The sequence below is a fragment of the Aurantiacibacter hainanensis genome (genome assembly GCF_036321025.1).
GTDB classification, from domain to species: domain Bacteria; phylum Pseudomonadota; class Alphaproteobacteria; order Sphingomonadales; family Sphingomonadaceae; genus Alteraurantiacibacter; species Alteraurantiacibacter hainanensis.
In genome coordinates this window covers 1,374,132-1,387,093 of sequence record NZ_JAZAPB010000002.1, presented here as the reverse complement: position 1 = coordinate 1,387,093, position 12,962 = coordinate 1,374,132, and the positions used below count along the sequence as shown (strand labels likewise).

The 12,962-nt window shown below is 63.8% G+C and carries 11 protein-coding genes; 4 read left to right on the top strand and 7 right to left on the bottom strand.

The genetic code is table 11. The annotated features are described in order from the left end of the window. Positions 1-49 precede the first annotated feature (49 nt). Complete coding sequence (locus AAA989_RS14120) at positions 50-436, top strand: nuclear transport factor 2 family protein (protein ID WP_338244629.1); 387 nt, start codon at positions 50-52, stop codon at positions 434-436. A 64-nt stretch (positions 437-500) separates the two neighbouring features. On the opposite strand, the gene AAA989_RS14115 is transcribed toward AAA989_RS14120, so the two are convergent. Further along, on the bottom strand, positions 501-2,126 hold the full coding sequence (locus tag AAA989_RS14115) for a DUF6504 family protein (protein WP_338244628.1): 1,626 nt from the start codon (positions 2,124-2,126) through the stop codon (positions 501-503). Continuing rightward, positions 2,014-2,766: a recA-like protein gene (locus AAA989_RS14110; RefSeq protein ID WP_338244626.1), complete on the bottom strand. Its 753-nt coding sequence runs from the start codon at positions 2,764-2,766 to the stop codon at positions 2,014-2,016. The genes AAA989_RS14115 and AAA989_RS14110 overlap by 113 nt, the downstream gene beginning before the upstream one ends. A gap of 103 nt (positions 2,767-2,869) precedes the next feature. Between AAA989_RS14110 and AAA989_RS14105 the strand changes: the two genes are divergently transcribed. Then, the gene (locus AAA989_RS14105; protein WP_338244624.1) at positions 2,870-3,340 is read left to right on the top strand and encodes a pyridoxamine 5'-phosphate oxidase family protein; all 471 of its coding nucleotides are present in this window, start codon (positions 2,870-2,872) and stop codon (positions 3,338-3,340) included. Positions 3,341-3,410: 70 nt separating this feature from the next. Here the strand turns inward: AAA989_RS14105 and AAA989_RS14100 are convergent, their stop codons facing one another. Further along, complete coding sequence (locus AAA989_RS14100) at positions 3,411-4,829, bottom strand: sodium-dependent transporter (protein WP_338244622.1); 1,419 nt, start codon at positions 4,827-4,829, stop codon at positions 3,411-3,413. A 176-nt stretch (positions 4,830-5,005) separates the two neighbouring features. On the opposite strand from AAA989_RS14100, the gene panB reads away from it, so the two are divergent. Both panB and AAA989_RS14090 read left to right on the top strand, forming a co-directional pair. Continuing rightward, positions 5,006-5,875 carry a 3-methyl-2-oxobutanoate hydroxymethyltransferase gene (gene panB, locus AAA989_RS14095; RefSeq protein WP_338244620.1) on the top strand — a complete coding sequence of 290 codons (870 nt, stop codon included), beginning with the start codon at positions 5,006-5,008 and terminating at the stop codon, positions 5,873-5,875. 68 nt (positions 5,876-5,943) lie between these two features. Continuing rightward, complete coding sequence (locus AAA989_RS14090) at positions 5,944-7,020, top strand: DUF475 domain-containing protein (RefSeq protein WP_338244618.1); 1,077 nt, start codon at positions 5,944-5,946, stop codon at positions 7,018-7,020. On the opposite strand, the gene AAA989_RS14085 is transcribed toward AAA989_RS14090, so the two are convergent. From AAA989_RS14085 to AAA989_RS14070, 4 genes are read right to left on the bottom strand one after another with little or no spacing between them, the layout of a single operon-like run. Next, the gene (locus AAA989_RS14085; protein WP_338244616.1) at positions 6,995-7,966 is read right to left on the bottom strand and encodes a bile acid:sodium symporter family protein; all 972 of its coding nucleotides are present in this window, start codon (positions 7,964-7,966) and stop codon (positions 6,995-6,997) included. The two genes, AAA989_RS14090 and AAA989_RS14085, sit on opposite strands and share 26 nt — an antisense overlap. Positions 7,967-7,991: 25 nt before the next feature. Next, positions 7,992-9,356: a PEP-CTERM-box response regulator transcription factor gene (prsR, locus tag AAA989_RS14080; RefSeq protein ID WP_338244615.1), complete on the bottom strand. Its 1,365-nt coding sequence runs from the start codon at positions 9,354-9,356 to the stop codon at positions 7,992-7,994. Continuing rightward, complete coding sequence (prsK, locus tag AAA989_RS14075) at positions 9,356-11,473, bottom strand: XrtA/PEP-CTERM system histidine kinase PrsK (RefSeq protein WP_338244613.1); 2,118 nt, start codon at positions 11,471-11,473, stop codon at positions 9,356-9,358. Before prsK ends, prsR begins: the two co-directional genes overlap by 1 nt. Then, a complete protein-coding gene (locus AAA989_RS14070) occupies positions 11,470-12,855 on the bottom strand; it encodes a TIGR03013 family XrtA/PEP-CTERM system glycosyltransferase (RefSeq protein WP_338244610.1) in 1,386 nt (461 codons plus the stop codon). The genes prsK and AAA989_RS14070 overlap by 4 nt, the downstream gene beginning before the upstream one ends. Positions 12,856-12,962: the final 107 nt, after the last annotated feature.

Genomic DNA, 12,962 nt, shown 5'->3' with positions numbered 1-12,962 from the left:
ATTGTCAACCGAATCTGATTTCGCCATCCTTTGTCAAAGGGAGGGACAAATGGGCGAAGATGTTGAGCGTTTTGCGAAGGGTTACATCGAAGCGCAAAAGGCCGCTTGGGAACGAAAGGATTTCAGCGGCCTCACGGCACTGGAAGACGCTGCTGTCGTTTTCCAGAATATCAACGGAACCGTCTTTGACGGCAGGGATGCGCATTTCGAGGCAATCCAGGGAATGCAGGAGAGCTTCAATGGAGCACGCATCTCGCAGGATTGGCGTTACCTCCTTGGCAGCGGCGATGTATTTTCGCTCGGATATACTTGGACCATCCACTTCACACCGAAAATTCTACAGATTGCCGGCATTCTTGTTGGCCGCATTCGCGACCACAAACTAATTGAAGAATGGGGCGCCAACTATCCGGTCACTGACGAAGGCGGTGGTTAGTTCGGGAGTTTTGCCAAAAAGTCGGACGTCCGCAATCGGGTCGTTAACAGACTTTGCTCTCCAATCACCCAAACAACCCCTGCAAATACCAGTCCGGCATCCCGCCGCGTCCGTCGGTTGGGAGGCCGTTGCGGTAGATCCAGTAGCGGCGACCGGCCTCGTCCTCCACGCGGTAGTAGTCGCGCAGGCGGGCTGTGCCGCGTTCGCGCCACCATTCGGGCGCGATGCGTTCGGGGCCTTCCACGCGGGCGACTTCGCACACCTCTCCGCGCCAGCTGAAGCGGCGGGGATAGCCTTCGGGCGCGGCGTAGAGGACCGAGATGCGCTCGGGCCTCTCCAGCAGTTTCAGGGGCCGCGTGTGGAAGGCGAGCTGGTGCTGTTCGGCGGGCTCCGGCTCCAGCGGCGGTTGCCACCCTTGCGCGCGTTCGGGGATATGGCTGGCGCGCGGCACCGGGCGCTGCACCGCGCCCTGCCCCAGCCTAGTGGTGAGGCGATCCATGCAGGCGGCGAGCGAGGTGCCGTGCTGCTCCGCCGCCGCCTCCAGGTCCGACTGGTCCAGCCCCAGCGGCTGCGACCAGGCGGCGCGCAGGCGCAGCATCTCTATGCCGAAGCCGGCGTCGATATCGTCCAGCCGGTCTGCGAACAGGCGGACCATGTGATCGGGATCGCGCGTGGCGGCGGCCATTTCCAGTTCGCGGATCAGCACTTCGCCGTCCACCCGCCACAGGCCCAGTTGCAGGCGGCGCGCGCCCTGCCCCTTCGCCTCCAGCGTGCGGGCCATGTCCTGCGCCAGGTCGCTCACCACGGTATCGAGCAATTGCCGATGACGGATGGGTTCGAGCAGGCGGCGCTGCACCATCGGGGCGGTGACGGGGACGACGGGCAGCAGGGGCTCGGGCACGCGGCCCAGCAGCTGGTCCATGCGGACAAGCGGATTGGCGGCAGACGACTTGCGATTGCGAAAGCGTCGCTGAATGGCATCGCGGCCGCTTCCCGCTCGGTCGCGCCCCTCCTCGATGCCCGCAAGATCGCCCAGGCGCTTGAGGCCAAGGCGGCGCAGCACCAGCAGCACGTCGCTGTCCAGCCGCAATGCTGCCACCGGCAGGTCGGCAAGGCGCGCCTGCATGTCGTCCTCCGGGGCCAGGATCGCGCCAGAGGCAGCGAAATGCGCCAGCGCCCAGGCCGCGCCCGCGGTGGGGGCGATGGCAGCGCGAACGGTGAGGCCGCGCGCGGTGCAGCGCGCCTCCACGTCGGCGAGCAGGCGGCGCTCTCCGCCAAAGAGGTGAGCGACGGCGGTAACGTCCACCAGCAGGCCGTCGGGCGCATCCATGGCGCTCCACGGACCCCAGCGCATTGCCCACAGGGCCAGCCGTTCCAGGAAAGCGAGGTCGCCTGCCGGATCGCTTGGGCGCACCTCGATCGACGGACACAGGGTGCGGGCATCGGCCAGCATCATGCCGCGCGCCGCGCCCTTCTCTCGCGCGGCGCGGTTCGCGGCATCGATGCGCGGGCCGTGAGCGGTTTCGGTGATCAGCACGAGCGGGGCGGCATCCGGCCCCTCCCCGCGCTGGCATCCCTCAGAGTGCCGCCAGCGATCGAGAGCCAGGTCCGCGCACCAGATCGCCATGATCCGGCGCGGTGGACGGCCCTGATGCTGGAAGGCGCTCTGCGGTGAGACGTTCTGGCTCATCGCGCAGGATCCATTCTCCGGGTGGGTGGGTACGGGCGCGGAACAGTTCGGCATGCCAGGCCGGGCGGCCGGGCGCGGCGATGTTCCAGCGCGGCGGGGATGACGGCGCGCTGGTCAGTCGCCAGCGCATGCGGGCGGAACTCAGGTCGGCCTCCGCATCCAGGCGCACCAGCAGCAGCGGAACGCCGTGCTTTACCGCAGTGAGGGTAAGGCGGCGCGAAGCGGTGAAATCCAGCGCGCGCGGATTGCCCGCCATCTCCCCAACCACCACGGCAAGATCGCGGCAGCGCAGCCCCTCTTCCATGGCAAACAGAGCATCCTCCGGCGTCTTGGCGGCAACGTGGATCAGGCGATGGCGCAGGCTTTCGGGCAGACCCGCACGGTAGGGGCGGCCACCCAGCCTGATGGCGCGGGCATCCTGCACCCACAGCACGCTGCGCTCTTCCAGCGCGGTGTTTTCGCCGGCCACGCCGCGCAGGACGTGCTGCGCAAAGGCAAGCGCCACCCCTGCCCCGGCGCCTTGCCCGCCGGGGCTGAATATCTCGCTGTGCAGCGGAAGCGCCGCACCCGGCTGCCAGCGCGGGTTGCGGGCAGCGCGTCCGGCCAGCTCCGCCGCCTTTGGCAGTGTGCTGGTGTCCATGACGAATCGACTCCTGTGTTCCTATTATGTTCCACTACGGCCCTTCGGGCAAGGTTGGAACCTCTCCCCCCGCACTTCCGTTGATCAGGCAAAGGAGAAAACCATGACCTCGACACACGACCTCAAACAGAAGTTCTGGAAATCGATGGCGGACAGCCCGTTCGTCTTCCTCGAACTGGATGCCGATCCGAAAACCGCCGTGCCGATGACCGCGCAGCTGGACGAGGATGCCAACAGCGCAATCTGGTTCTTCACCACCAAGGATCACACCTTCGCCAAGGGCGGTCCGGCGACCGCTACCTTTGCCGGCAAGGGCCACGACATGTTCGCCCGCTTCGGCGGCACGCTGCGCGAAGAAACCAGCCGCGAACGCCTGGAAAAGCAGTGGAATCAGGTCATCGAAGCCTGGTTTCCCGGCGGCAAGGACGATCCCAACCTGCTGATGCTGCGCATGGATCTGGGTGAAGCAGAAATCTGGAACAGCGACCTCGGCTTTGTCGACAATGCCAAGATGTTGTTCGGCTTCGACGTGCGCGAGGACGCGCGTGAGGAACATACCGAAACCGTCCTCTGATCCCCCGACGTTTCAAAAGAAAGGGGCCGCTGCTCATATCGAGCAGCGGCCCCTTTTTCGTGTCTGCGGATCAGGCGAACAGGTTGGGGAAGATGCCCACGATCAGAATGCCGACCAGCGCGATGGGGCACAGGAACCGGACCAGGAACAGCCAGAAAAGGTGCAGCGGGCCCCCAAGGCCGTTTTCCATGTCGATCAGCTTGCGGTCGGCGATCCAGCCGACAAAGATCGCGGTCAGGATGGCGCCGATCGGCATGAAGAACTTGGCGGTGAGGCCATCCAGCACGTCGAAGAAGCCCTGCCCTTCGAAAACCGGAATGAAGTCGAGCGGATGCCAGTCCGACAGCACGTTGAACGAAAGGGCGGAAAGAGCACCCAGGACCATGGCCCCCGAAGCGACGATGATCGCACTCAGCGGACGCACGATCCGGAAACGGTCGATCAGCCATGCCGTCGGCACTTCCAGCAGGGCAACCGAGCTCGTGAGCGCGGCAAAGCCGACCATGATGAAGAACATGAACCCGACGACCGAACCGAACGGCATTTCCTGGAAAGCATGCGGCAGCGTCTGGAACATCAGCCCGGGACCGGCCCCCACGGCTAGGCCGGCGGCGAAGACGATGGGGAACAGGCATAGCCCTGCCAGCAGCGCGACAAGGGTATCGGCGCTGGCGATGATGGCGGACGTGCCTGCAAGATTGACGTTGCGCCCGACATAGCCGCCGTAGGTGATCATCCCGGCCACGCCCAGCGACAGCGAGAAGAATGCCTGACCGAGCGCCGCCAGCATGACCGGGCCGGTCAGCTTCTCGGGTTCGAAAGTGAAAAGATAGTCCAGCGTTTCGGAGAAGGCTCCGCCGAAGGCGCCGTAGACCGTGATCAGAACCAGCAGGATGAAGAAGGCCGGCATCATGTAGTTTGCCACGACCTCGATCCCGCCGCTGACGCCGCGTGCGACGAAGTAGAGCGTGATGAGAAGGAAGACCGCATTCATCGCGACCATCCACACGCCGCTGGAGAACAGGCCCGGGAGCAGTCCCTCGATCGCCTCGGCCGACTGTCCTTCGAATGCACCGCCGCTCAGGCCGGAATTGAACATGTCGCCGATGAAAACGCCGATGTAGTAGAGGACCCAGCCCCCAACGACGCAGTAGAAACTGAGGATCAGGAAAGCGGCGATCACCCCTATCCCGGCCAGAATGTCCCACCGGGGGCTGGCGCGCGATGCACTGGCGACACGGCGCACGCTTTCCGGCGCAGAGGCCTGACCGTGGCGACCGATCAGTGTTTCGGAGAGGAGGATCGGGAGGCCGATCAGCAGTACGCAGCCGATATAGAACAGCACGAAAGCCCCGCCGCCATTGGCACCTGCTTCCGCTGGAAAGCGCCAGAGGTTGCCAAGGCCAACGGCGGAACCGATGGCTGCGAGAATGAATGCGCTTCGTGACGACCAGTGGTCTCTGGTCGATCCCGATTGCGATAATGCCATTGCGATTGTCCTCTCGGCCCGAAGTGGGGGCCTAATGCAATGAAATTACGCCCGCGTCGAGGGGCGTTCTCGAAGCGCGCCCGAGCGATACGTTGCAATTCCCCTTTACCAACGGCTATCGGACGCCCAAGTCCAGTACGCCCGGGCCTGTTCACAGACGCTAACCCAGGATTGCCATGTCGACCACCTACAAGCTCGATACGTCCACCAGCCGCGCCAATCCCACCCCGCAGCCCATGCGGCGGCTGACGGTGCCCAAGATCCGGGCCCGCAAAGTGGATGGCGTGACCGAGGAACCGCTGGTGATGCTCACCGCCTATACCGCCCGGCAGGCCCAGTTGCTCGATCCGCATTGCGACCTGCTGCTGGTCGGCGATTCTCTCGGCCAGGTGATCTACGGCCTGCCCTCCACCATTCCGGTGACGATGGAGATGATGGCCAATCACGCTGCCGCCGTCGTGCGCGGCAGCTATCATGCCGTCGTGGTGGTGGACATGCCGTTCGGTGCCTACGAAACCTCTCCCGAGGACGCATTCGACAGTGCGGCCCAGTTGCTGAAGGCCAGCGGCGCGGCAGCGGTGAAGCTGGAAGGCGGCGATGCGATGGCCGAAACCGTCGAATTCCTCGTGAAGCGAGGCATACCGGTTATGGGTCATGTCGGGCTGACGCCCCAGGCGGTGAACGTGCTGGGCGGCTACGCCGCTCGTGGACGCAGCGACGCCGAGGCCGACAAGATCGTCAGCGATGCCAGGGCGCTTGAGGAAGCGGGCGCCTTTGCCATCGTCGTGGAAGGCGTCGTCGAACCCATTGCCATAGCCGTGACCGAGGCGGTTTCGTGCCCCACCATCGGCATCGGCGCCTCCGCCAAATGCGACGGCCAGGTTCTCGTTACCGACGACATGCTGGGCATGTTCGAACGCGTACCACGTTTCGTGAAGCGGTATGAGGACCTTGCAACAACCATCTCGGAAACGGCCGAAAAGTACGCCGAGGAGGTTCGCAGCCGCAGCTTTCCCGGCCCCGACCAGCTCTACCAACCAAAGTAGTTTCCGGACCCATCGCGCCAGCCGCGCGTTGCCACCAGATTCCCTCCAGTAACGGAACGACCACTCGCATGGCGACCCTGCTTCGCTACTACAAGTTCTCGCTCGTCTTCACCGCCGCCTGCTTCGCGCTAGGCCTGTGGTACGGCATCGCCAGCACGGATTCCGTGTCCGGCGTGCTGGAGATCATGTGGATCATCCTCATCCTCTCCATCCTCGAGGTTTCGCTCAGTTTCGACAATGCGGTCGTCAATGCGTCGATACTCAAGGAAATGGATGAGAAATGGCAGGAGCGGTTCCTCATCTGGGGTATCGCCATCGCCGTTTTCGGCACGCGCATCGTGTTCCCCCTCGCGATCGTGGCAATCGCTGCGGGCATCGGGCCCATACAAGCGATCGACCTCTCTCTGAACGATCCGGAGCGCTACGAGGAAATCGTGTCGGGCGCGCATATCGGCATCGCCGGTTTCGGCGGCGCGTTCCTGGCGATGGTCGGTCTCAAGTTCTTCTTCGACGCGGACAAGGAAGTTCACTGGATCCGCGTGGTCGAGGAAAACCTGCAGAAGGTCGCGGTATTGCCGGCTATCGAGATCGGCCTGTTGCTGATCGTGCTGTGGACGATCTCGCTGCAATTGCCGGAGGAGGAAGCGCTGACGTTCCTTACGGCAGGCGTGCTGGGCCTGGTGACCTACATCGCGGTCGACGCCCTGGGCGAATACCTCAACATGCGCGAGGAAACCCGCAAGAACGCGTCCGGCGAAGTCATGCGCTCGGGTCTGGGCGGTTTTCTCTACCTCGAAGTGCTCGACGCGTCCTTCAGTTTCGACGGGGTGATCGGGGCATTCGCGCTTTCGAACAACATGATCATCATCGCGCTCGGCCTGTCGATCGGTGCCATGTTCGTGCGCTCGATGACGATCCATCTCGTTCGCAAGGGCACGCTGTCGGAATATCGCTTCCTCGAACACGGGGCGTTCTGGGCCATCATCGTGCTGGGCGCGATCATGCTGACATCTGCGGTGGTGCATATCCCCGAGACGTTGACCGGGCTGATTGGCGGCGCCCTCATCGGGCTGTCGTTCTGGTGGTCGCTGCGCCACAACCGGCGCGAGGCGTCCGACACTAGTTCGCCTGCAATGTCCGACTGAATCGCCCTGCCAGGGGAGCGGAGATCACCATCTGAATCAGGTGGTATAGCAGGACGGGCAGCAGCACGAGTCCAGCCGTAGCCGGCGGAAACAGGATTGCCGCGAGCGGTGCGCCCATGGCGATGCTCTTCTGCGCGCCCGCGAAAAGGAAGGCTATGCGGTCAGGCAAGTCCAGCCGCAGCAGGCCGCCAACCCACCACGATCCGAAAAATCCGAAAGCCAGCATAGCGCCGACGATTGCGAGAAGAAGGATCCAGTCCGCAATGCCGATCAGCGTCCACAGGCCCTGCTCGACGGCCCCGGAGAAGGCGACATAGACGGCGATCGCGATGGCGATACGATCCATCCAGCTGACGAGTTTGCGGTTATCTGCCACCAACGGTCCGAGCCGGTTCTGAAGCAGCTGCCCCAGGGCGAAAGGGAGCAGCAGGATCAGCCCGATCCGCTCCAGCCCGCCAAGGTCGATGCCCGGCATGTCGCTGCTCGCCATCAGCCCGATAAGGGGCGCGGTGATGAATACCCCCAGGATATTCAGCGTCGCGGCGGCCACGACCGAGGCCGCCACGTTTCCACCGGCAAGCGAACTGTAGGCCGTCGCAGACTGTACCGTGGAGGGCAGCACTCCGAGAAAGACGAATCCAAGTGCCATGCTGGCGGGAAGCGATGCCGCTCCGATCTCGGCCCCCACCAGGCCAGCCAGGCCCATCGCGCCGAAGACCCAAAGGATCAGCGGGATGAGGAAACGCGCGTTTCGCATGCCCCGCAACACCTGCTCGCGCGGAAGACGCAGGCCGTTGAGCAGGAACAGCAGGAAGATGGCCGCGTCGGAAACCAGTTGCGCAATCGCCCGGCTCTCGCCCGACACGGGCAGCACGCTCGCCAGCACGATGGCCAGCAGCAGCAACCGCACGAGCGGATCGAACAGCGATTTCACGCGGGATAGCATCGCCGCGCCGTTTGCCGCTGCCGGATCAGGTCTGCAAGTCGTATTGCTTGATCAGGTCGTAGAGCGTGGGCCGGCTGACCCCCAGCATCTTCGCCGTGCTCGAGATGTTTCCCTCGCTCCGCGCAAGCGCGTGACGAATGACTTTCCGGTCGGATCTCTCGCGTGCGCTCTTCAGGTTGAGGACCTGCGCGTCCTCCTCTTCATCGTCGGAAAGGTCCAGGTCCTCGGCGCTGACCAGTTTGCTGTCGGCCATGATCACCGCACGCTTCACGCGGTTTTCCAGCTCGCGAACGTTGCCCGGCCAGCCCCAGCCATCGATGGCGGCCAGTGCGTCCGTGGCAAAGCCCGTCACCGAGGGATTCATCTCCTGGGCAAAGCGCTTGAGGAAGACCTTGGCCAGCAGCGTCGCATCGCCAGGTCGCTCGGCCAGCGAGGGTATCTTCACGACAACTTCGGCGAGACGGTAGAACAGGTCTTCGCGGAAGCGTCCGTCGGCGATCATGGTCTCCAGATCCTGGTGGGTGGCGCAAACGATGCGGGTATCGACCGGAATCGACTTTCGGCCGCCGATGCGTTCGATCGTGCGTTCCTGGAGGAAGCGCAGCAATTTCACCTGCAGCGGCAAGGGAATGTCACCCACCTCGTCGAGGAACAGGGTTCCGCCGTCGGCAAGTTCGATCTTGCCCTCCGTGGTCTTTACCGCGCCGGTGAATGCGCCCTTCTCGTGACCGAACAGCTCGCTTTCCAGCAGGTTTTCGGGAATGGCCGCGCAATTGATGGCGACGAAGTTGCCCGACTTGCGGTCGCTGGCATCATGCACGCCGCGGGCGAGCAATTCCTTGCCCGTGCCGCTTGCGCCAAGAAGCATGACCGAGACGTTCGTGTTGGCAACCCGCTCGATCGTGCGCGCGACCTTCACCATTTCCGGCGCGGATGTAATCAGCCCGCCAAGCACGGTATTGCCATCCCCCGCCTTGCTGGCGAGGCGGCGGTTTTCCTCCTCGATTCGGCGCAGGTTCAGTGCCCGCCGCACGATCAGGCCGAGATGCTCTATGTCGACAGGCTTCTGATAGAAATCGTAGGCACCCCGCTGGATCGCATTGAGCGCACTTTCGCGAGCTTCGTGGCCGGATGCGACAACCACTTTCGTATCCGGCTTGAGCGCCATGATGGCGTCGAGCACCGCGAACCCTTCCGAGGTGCCGTCGGGGTCCGGCGGAAGGCCGAGGTCCAGCGTCACGACCTGCGGTTCTTCCGAGCGGAGGGCGGCAATCGCGCTGTCGCGGTCGCCGGCGATCACGACGTCGAAATCCTCGTAGGCCCATTTCAGCTGGGCTTGGAGTCCGGCGTCGTCCTCGACGATGAGAAGTTTGGGTTTGTTGTCAGCCATTACGCAACCTCATTGGCCCTTTGATGTTCTTGCATGGTCCGGATCAGATCCGCCGTCTCGTTGAGGGGCAGGCGGACCAGGAAGCGGGTGCCCAGCCCTTCGCGCGATTCCACTTCCAGGCTTCCGCCCATGGTCCGAACGAGTTCGCGGGCTTCGAAAGCACCGATGCCGAAGCCTCCCGGTTTCGATGAATGGAATGGCTTGAACAGCCGCGTCCGGATGAATTCGGGGCTCATTCCATTGCCCGAGTCCACCACCTCGATCACCGCGCTGCCCGGTTCGCGGCGCAACGTGAGAAATACAGGCGCGTCCGCCTCGCTCGCCTCGATGGCATTGTGCACCAGGTGCACCAGGGCCTGTTCCAGCCCTTCGGCGTCGGCCTTGACCTCCGCCTCCTCGCACTGCGCGAGCGTGACCTCGTGCTTGCCCTTGTACTGCGCGACGATCCGGCCAAGCACCTTGGCAAGCTGCACCGGCTCACGTTCCTTCGCTCCGTGCCCACCGTACCGGCCAAGCCGGGCAAGCAGGGCCTGCAGCTTGTCGGTCGAGTTACGCAGCGTGAGGATCATGTCGGCCCGGAATTCGGGCTTGTCCGCGTGCTTTTCAGCATTGCCCGCAAGCAGCGAAAGCTGGCTGGCGAGGTTCTTGATATCGTGCATGACGAAGGCGATGCGCCGGTTGAACTCGTCGAACCGCTGCGCCTCTCCAAGAGCATTCTGGCTGTTGCGCTCGGCCAGGTAGCTGGCCAGCTGGCGCCCAACGACGCGGAGCAGATCGAAGTCTTCCCAGTCCAGTCGCCGGGCGACGCTGGGCCTTGCCAGCACGACCACGCCCACCAGCCGCTCGTAATGGAGCAGCGGCACGAGCGCCCAGGATCGACCGGCCTCCATCAACCAGGCTGGCGTTGCGACAGACGGCACGGTGTTCGCTTCTCCGGCGCGCAGGTCGTCGAGATCGACGATGAACTGGTTGTCAGCCAGGAAGGACGCTCCCAGGGCGTCGATCGCCTCCGCCGGCACGTCGATATCTGGCCACTGCCAGCGTGCCTCGAGCCCAAGGCCACCCTCTTCTCGCGGGGTCAGAAGCAGGCCGGCGGGACTATCCGTGATGTCGGCCACCGCCTGAACGGCGCGTTCCGGCAGCGGAGGGGCCTGAGGGCCGGCTCGGCCGATGGTATCGGTAAAGCGCAACCACTCGGCGCGGTAGTCGTAACGATGCTGGAAAAGGTTCTTGGACAGCGTGACCCGTAGCCACCCTCGCAGCTTCTTCGACGGCAGCAGTGTGAGAGCCACGACGCTGGCCAGCAATACGAACCCGGTCTGCAACATGCGGTCGTAGTCGCTGCCAAGGTAGGCAAGACCCTGCGCAACGACGACCATCACCACCAGGTAGGCACCGATCAGCAGCAGGGAGAAAGACTGGAAGGTAAAACTGCGCGACGGCCGAAACCGCAGTTCGCTCTGGTTACGCACCATGCCCATGGCGAGCAGGAAGATTGCCACTCCCAGCGCAAGACTGCGCAGCTTCAGCAGCAGCGTGGGCAAGGCATCGTCGAGATAGGCGATCGTGTACAGGTTCAGATCGTAGAGCCAGATGACGCCCAGCGCGGCAGCCGGCCAGCGCAAACCTTGCCGGGCCTGGGCGGATGCCCCGGCATAGAGGTTGTGCAGCAGCACGAGCGCCCCGATGCAGAACAGCAGGCGAAAGGTGAATGCGAACCGCATCACCAGCACGGATACGTCGGGCGCTCCGCCATAGCGCAGCGCGAGCGCGATCAGGGTAAGCTGCATCAGTTCGACGAAGCCCAGCGCGAAGACCACGGGACGGATCGGCCCCATGCTCTTGTCGCGTTCGTCATGCGCGAACAGGCGATAGAGCATCCACAGCCATGCCAGGTTGGCCGTAATGGTCAGCACCCCCGTGGCGATGTTGTTGTGACCAAGGCCTATGGTCGAGAACGCCCACAGGGCCGAGCAGAACAGAGCCGCCGAGCAGGCTTTGATCGCAGGACCCTGCGCACGCTGGCTGGTCGCCAGCCACAGGGCCAGGGCCACCGCGCTGCAGGCGGTCGCAAGGAAGGCGAAATAGCCCGCGATGTCCCAGAAGCTCGCCGTCATCGTGCGCCCTCCGGCCAGAGGATGACGCGCAGCGTCTGAAGCATGATCAGCAGGTCGAGAAAGGGCGTATAGTTCTTGGCGTAATACAGATCGTATTCCAGCTTGTGACGCGCGTCCTCTATGCTGGCGCCGTATGGATAGTTGATCTGCGCCCAGCCGGTGATCCCCGGCTTCACCATGTGACGTTCGGCGTAATAGGGCAGCTTGTCCTCAAGGTCCTCGACGAAGGCCGGCACTTCGGGTCGCGGACCGACGAAGCTCATCTGTCCCTTCAGAACGGTCCAGACCTGCGGCAACTCGTCGATCCGCAACTTGCGGATGACAGCGCCCACCCGCGTGATCCGGGGATCGTCGCGCTCCGCCCACTTCGACCCGTCCTTTTCGGCATCGGTTCGCATCGATCGCAGCTTGAGGATTTCGAAGGTTTCCCCGTAGAGCCCGATGCGCTTCTGCCGGAAGAAGGCTGGGCCCTTGCTATCCAGCTTCACCGCAACGGCAAAGAACGCGATCAGGGGAAAGGTGAGCAGCAGCAGCAGGCCGCTGGCCATGATGTCGAACGTGCGCTTTGCTGCCGAGGAAATGACGCGGCCCGACGAAAAGCCATCGGAGAAGATCAACCAGCTGGGATTGAGCGTGTCGAGGTCCACCCGGCCCGTCTCCCGTTCGAGAAAGCTGGAAAATTCGTTCACGTGAACGCCCGCGGTCTTGATGCGCAGCAGGTCCTTGAGCGGCAGGGCGTTGCGCCGTTCCTCCATCGCGAGAACCACTTCGGATGCGCCCAGGCTCGCCACGTGGGCGGACAGGTCCGAGATCGCGGAGCGTTTCACAGCTTGAGTGACGTGCTGCGCAGCGCCGCTCATGCTGATGAACCCGACGACGGTAAAACCGCTTCCCTCCTTCGCCGAAAGCACCTGCAGCCGCTGGGCGCGCAGTCCTGCCCCAAGTACCAGAATGCGCCGGCGGAAGGCCGAAGTCCCCAGCCATGCGCCGACGATCGTGCGGTTGAGCACCAGGAGGAGCAGCGCGAACACGATCGCGTAAAGCAGTGTGGAACGCCAGAACATGCTGCCCGGAAGCAGGAAGTCCACGAGCGCCAGCGCGAGGATGGAGAGGCTCAGCGCCACCAGCAGCCGGGCACAGGCGATCCGTAGCGAACGAAGGGCTTCGGGACCGTAGACCCCCACGGCGATCATCGAGGACAGCGTGATCGCCGCGAGGCTCAGGGATTGCCCTATCCGTGCCCCCAGGCTGCCGGTGTCGGTGCCGATCTGGCTCGCCCTTAGGATGAGGGCCAGATCGGCGGCAACGACCAGCAGGATCAGGTCAATCGCGCCCAGAAACAGGACCGCGTGGGGGATGTAGTGCTTGAAAAGGCGGACCATCACTCACCGGACAGATGCCGGAGGAATTTCCGGCTTCCGCACTCGGTTAACGGCGAGGTATGAAATGTCGGTAAACTTTACAGTCCCTCCTTGCCGAGGGTGTAAGA

Coding starts and splice junctions, on each gene's coding strand:
- AAA989_RS14120 (WP_338244629.1), top strand. CDS start 50: ATGGGCGAAGATGTTGAGCGTTTTGCGAAGGGTTACATCGAAGCGCAA.
- AAA989_RS14115 (WP_338244628.1), bottom strand. CDS start 2,126: ATGAGCCAGAACGTCTCACCGCAGAGCGCCTTCCAGCATCAGGGCCGT.
- AAA989_RS14110 (WP_338244626.1), bottom strand. CDS start 2,766: ATGGACACCAGCACACTGCCAAAGGCGGCGGAGCTGGCCGGACGCGCT.
- AAA989_RS14105 (WP_338244624.1), top strand. CDS start 2,870: ATGACCTCGACACACGACCTCAAACAGAAGTTCTGGAAATCGATGGCG.
- AAA989_RS14100 (WP_338244622.1), bottom strand. CDS start 4,829: ATGGCATTATCGCAATCGGGATCGACCAGAGACCACTGGTCGTCACGA.
- panB (WP_338244620.1), top strand. CDS start 5,006: ATGTCGACCACCTACAAGCTCGATACGTCCACCAGCCGCGCCAATCCC.
- AAA989_RS14090 (WP_338244618.1), top strand. CDS start 5,944: ATGGCGACCCTGCTTCGCTACTACAAGTTCTCGCTCGTCTTCACCGCC.
- AAA989_RS14085 (WP_338244616.1), bottom strand. CDS start 7,966: ATGCTATCCCGCGTGAAATCGCTGTTCGATCCGCTCGTGCGGTTGCTG.
- prsR (WP_338244615.1), bottom strand. CDS start 9,356: ATGGCTGACAACAAACCCAAACTTCTCATCGTCGAGGACGACGCCGGA.
- prsK (WP_338244613.1), bottom strand. CDS start 11,473: ATGACGGCGAGCTTCTGGGACATCGCGGGCTATTTCGCCTTCCTTGCG.
- AAA989_RS14070 (WP_338244610.1), bottom strand. CDS start 12,855: ATGGTCCGCCTTTTCAAGCACTACATCCCCCACGCGGTCCTGTTTCTG.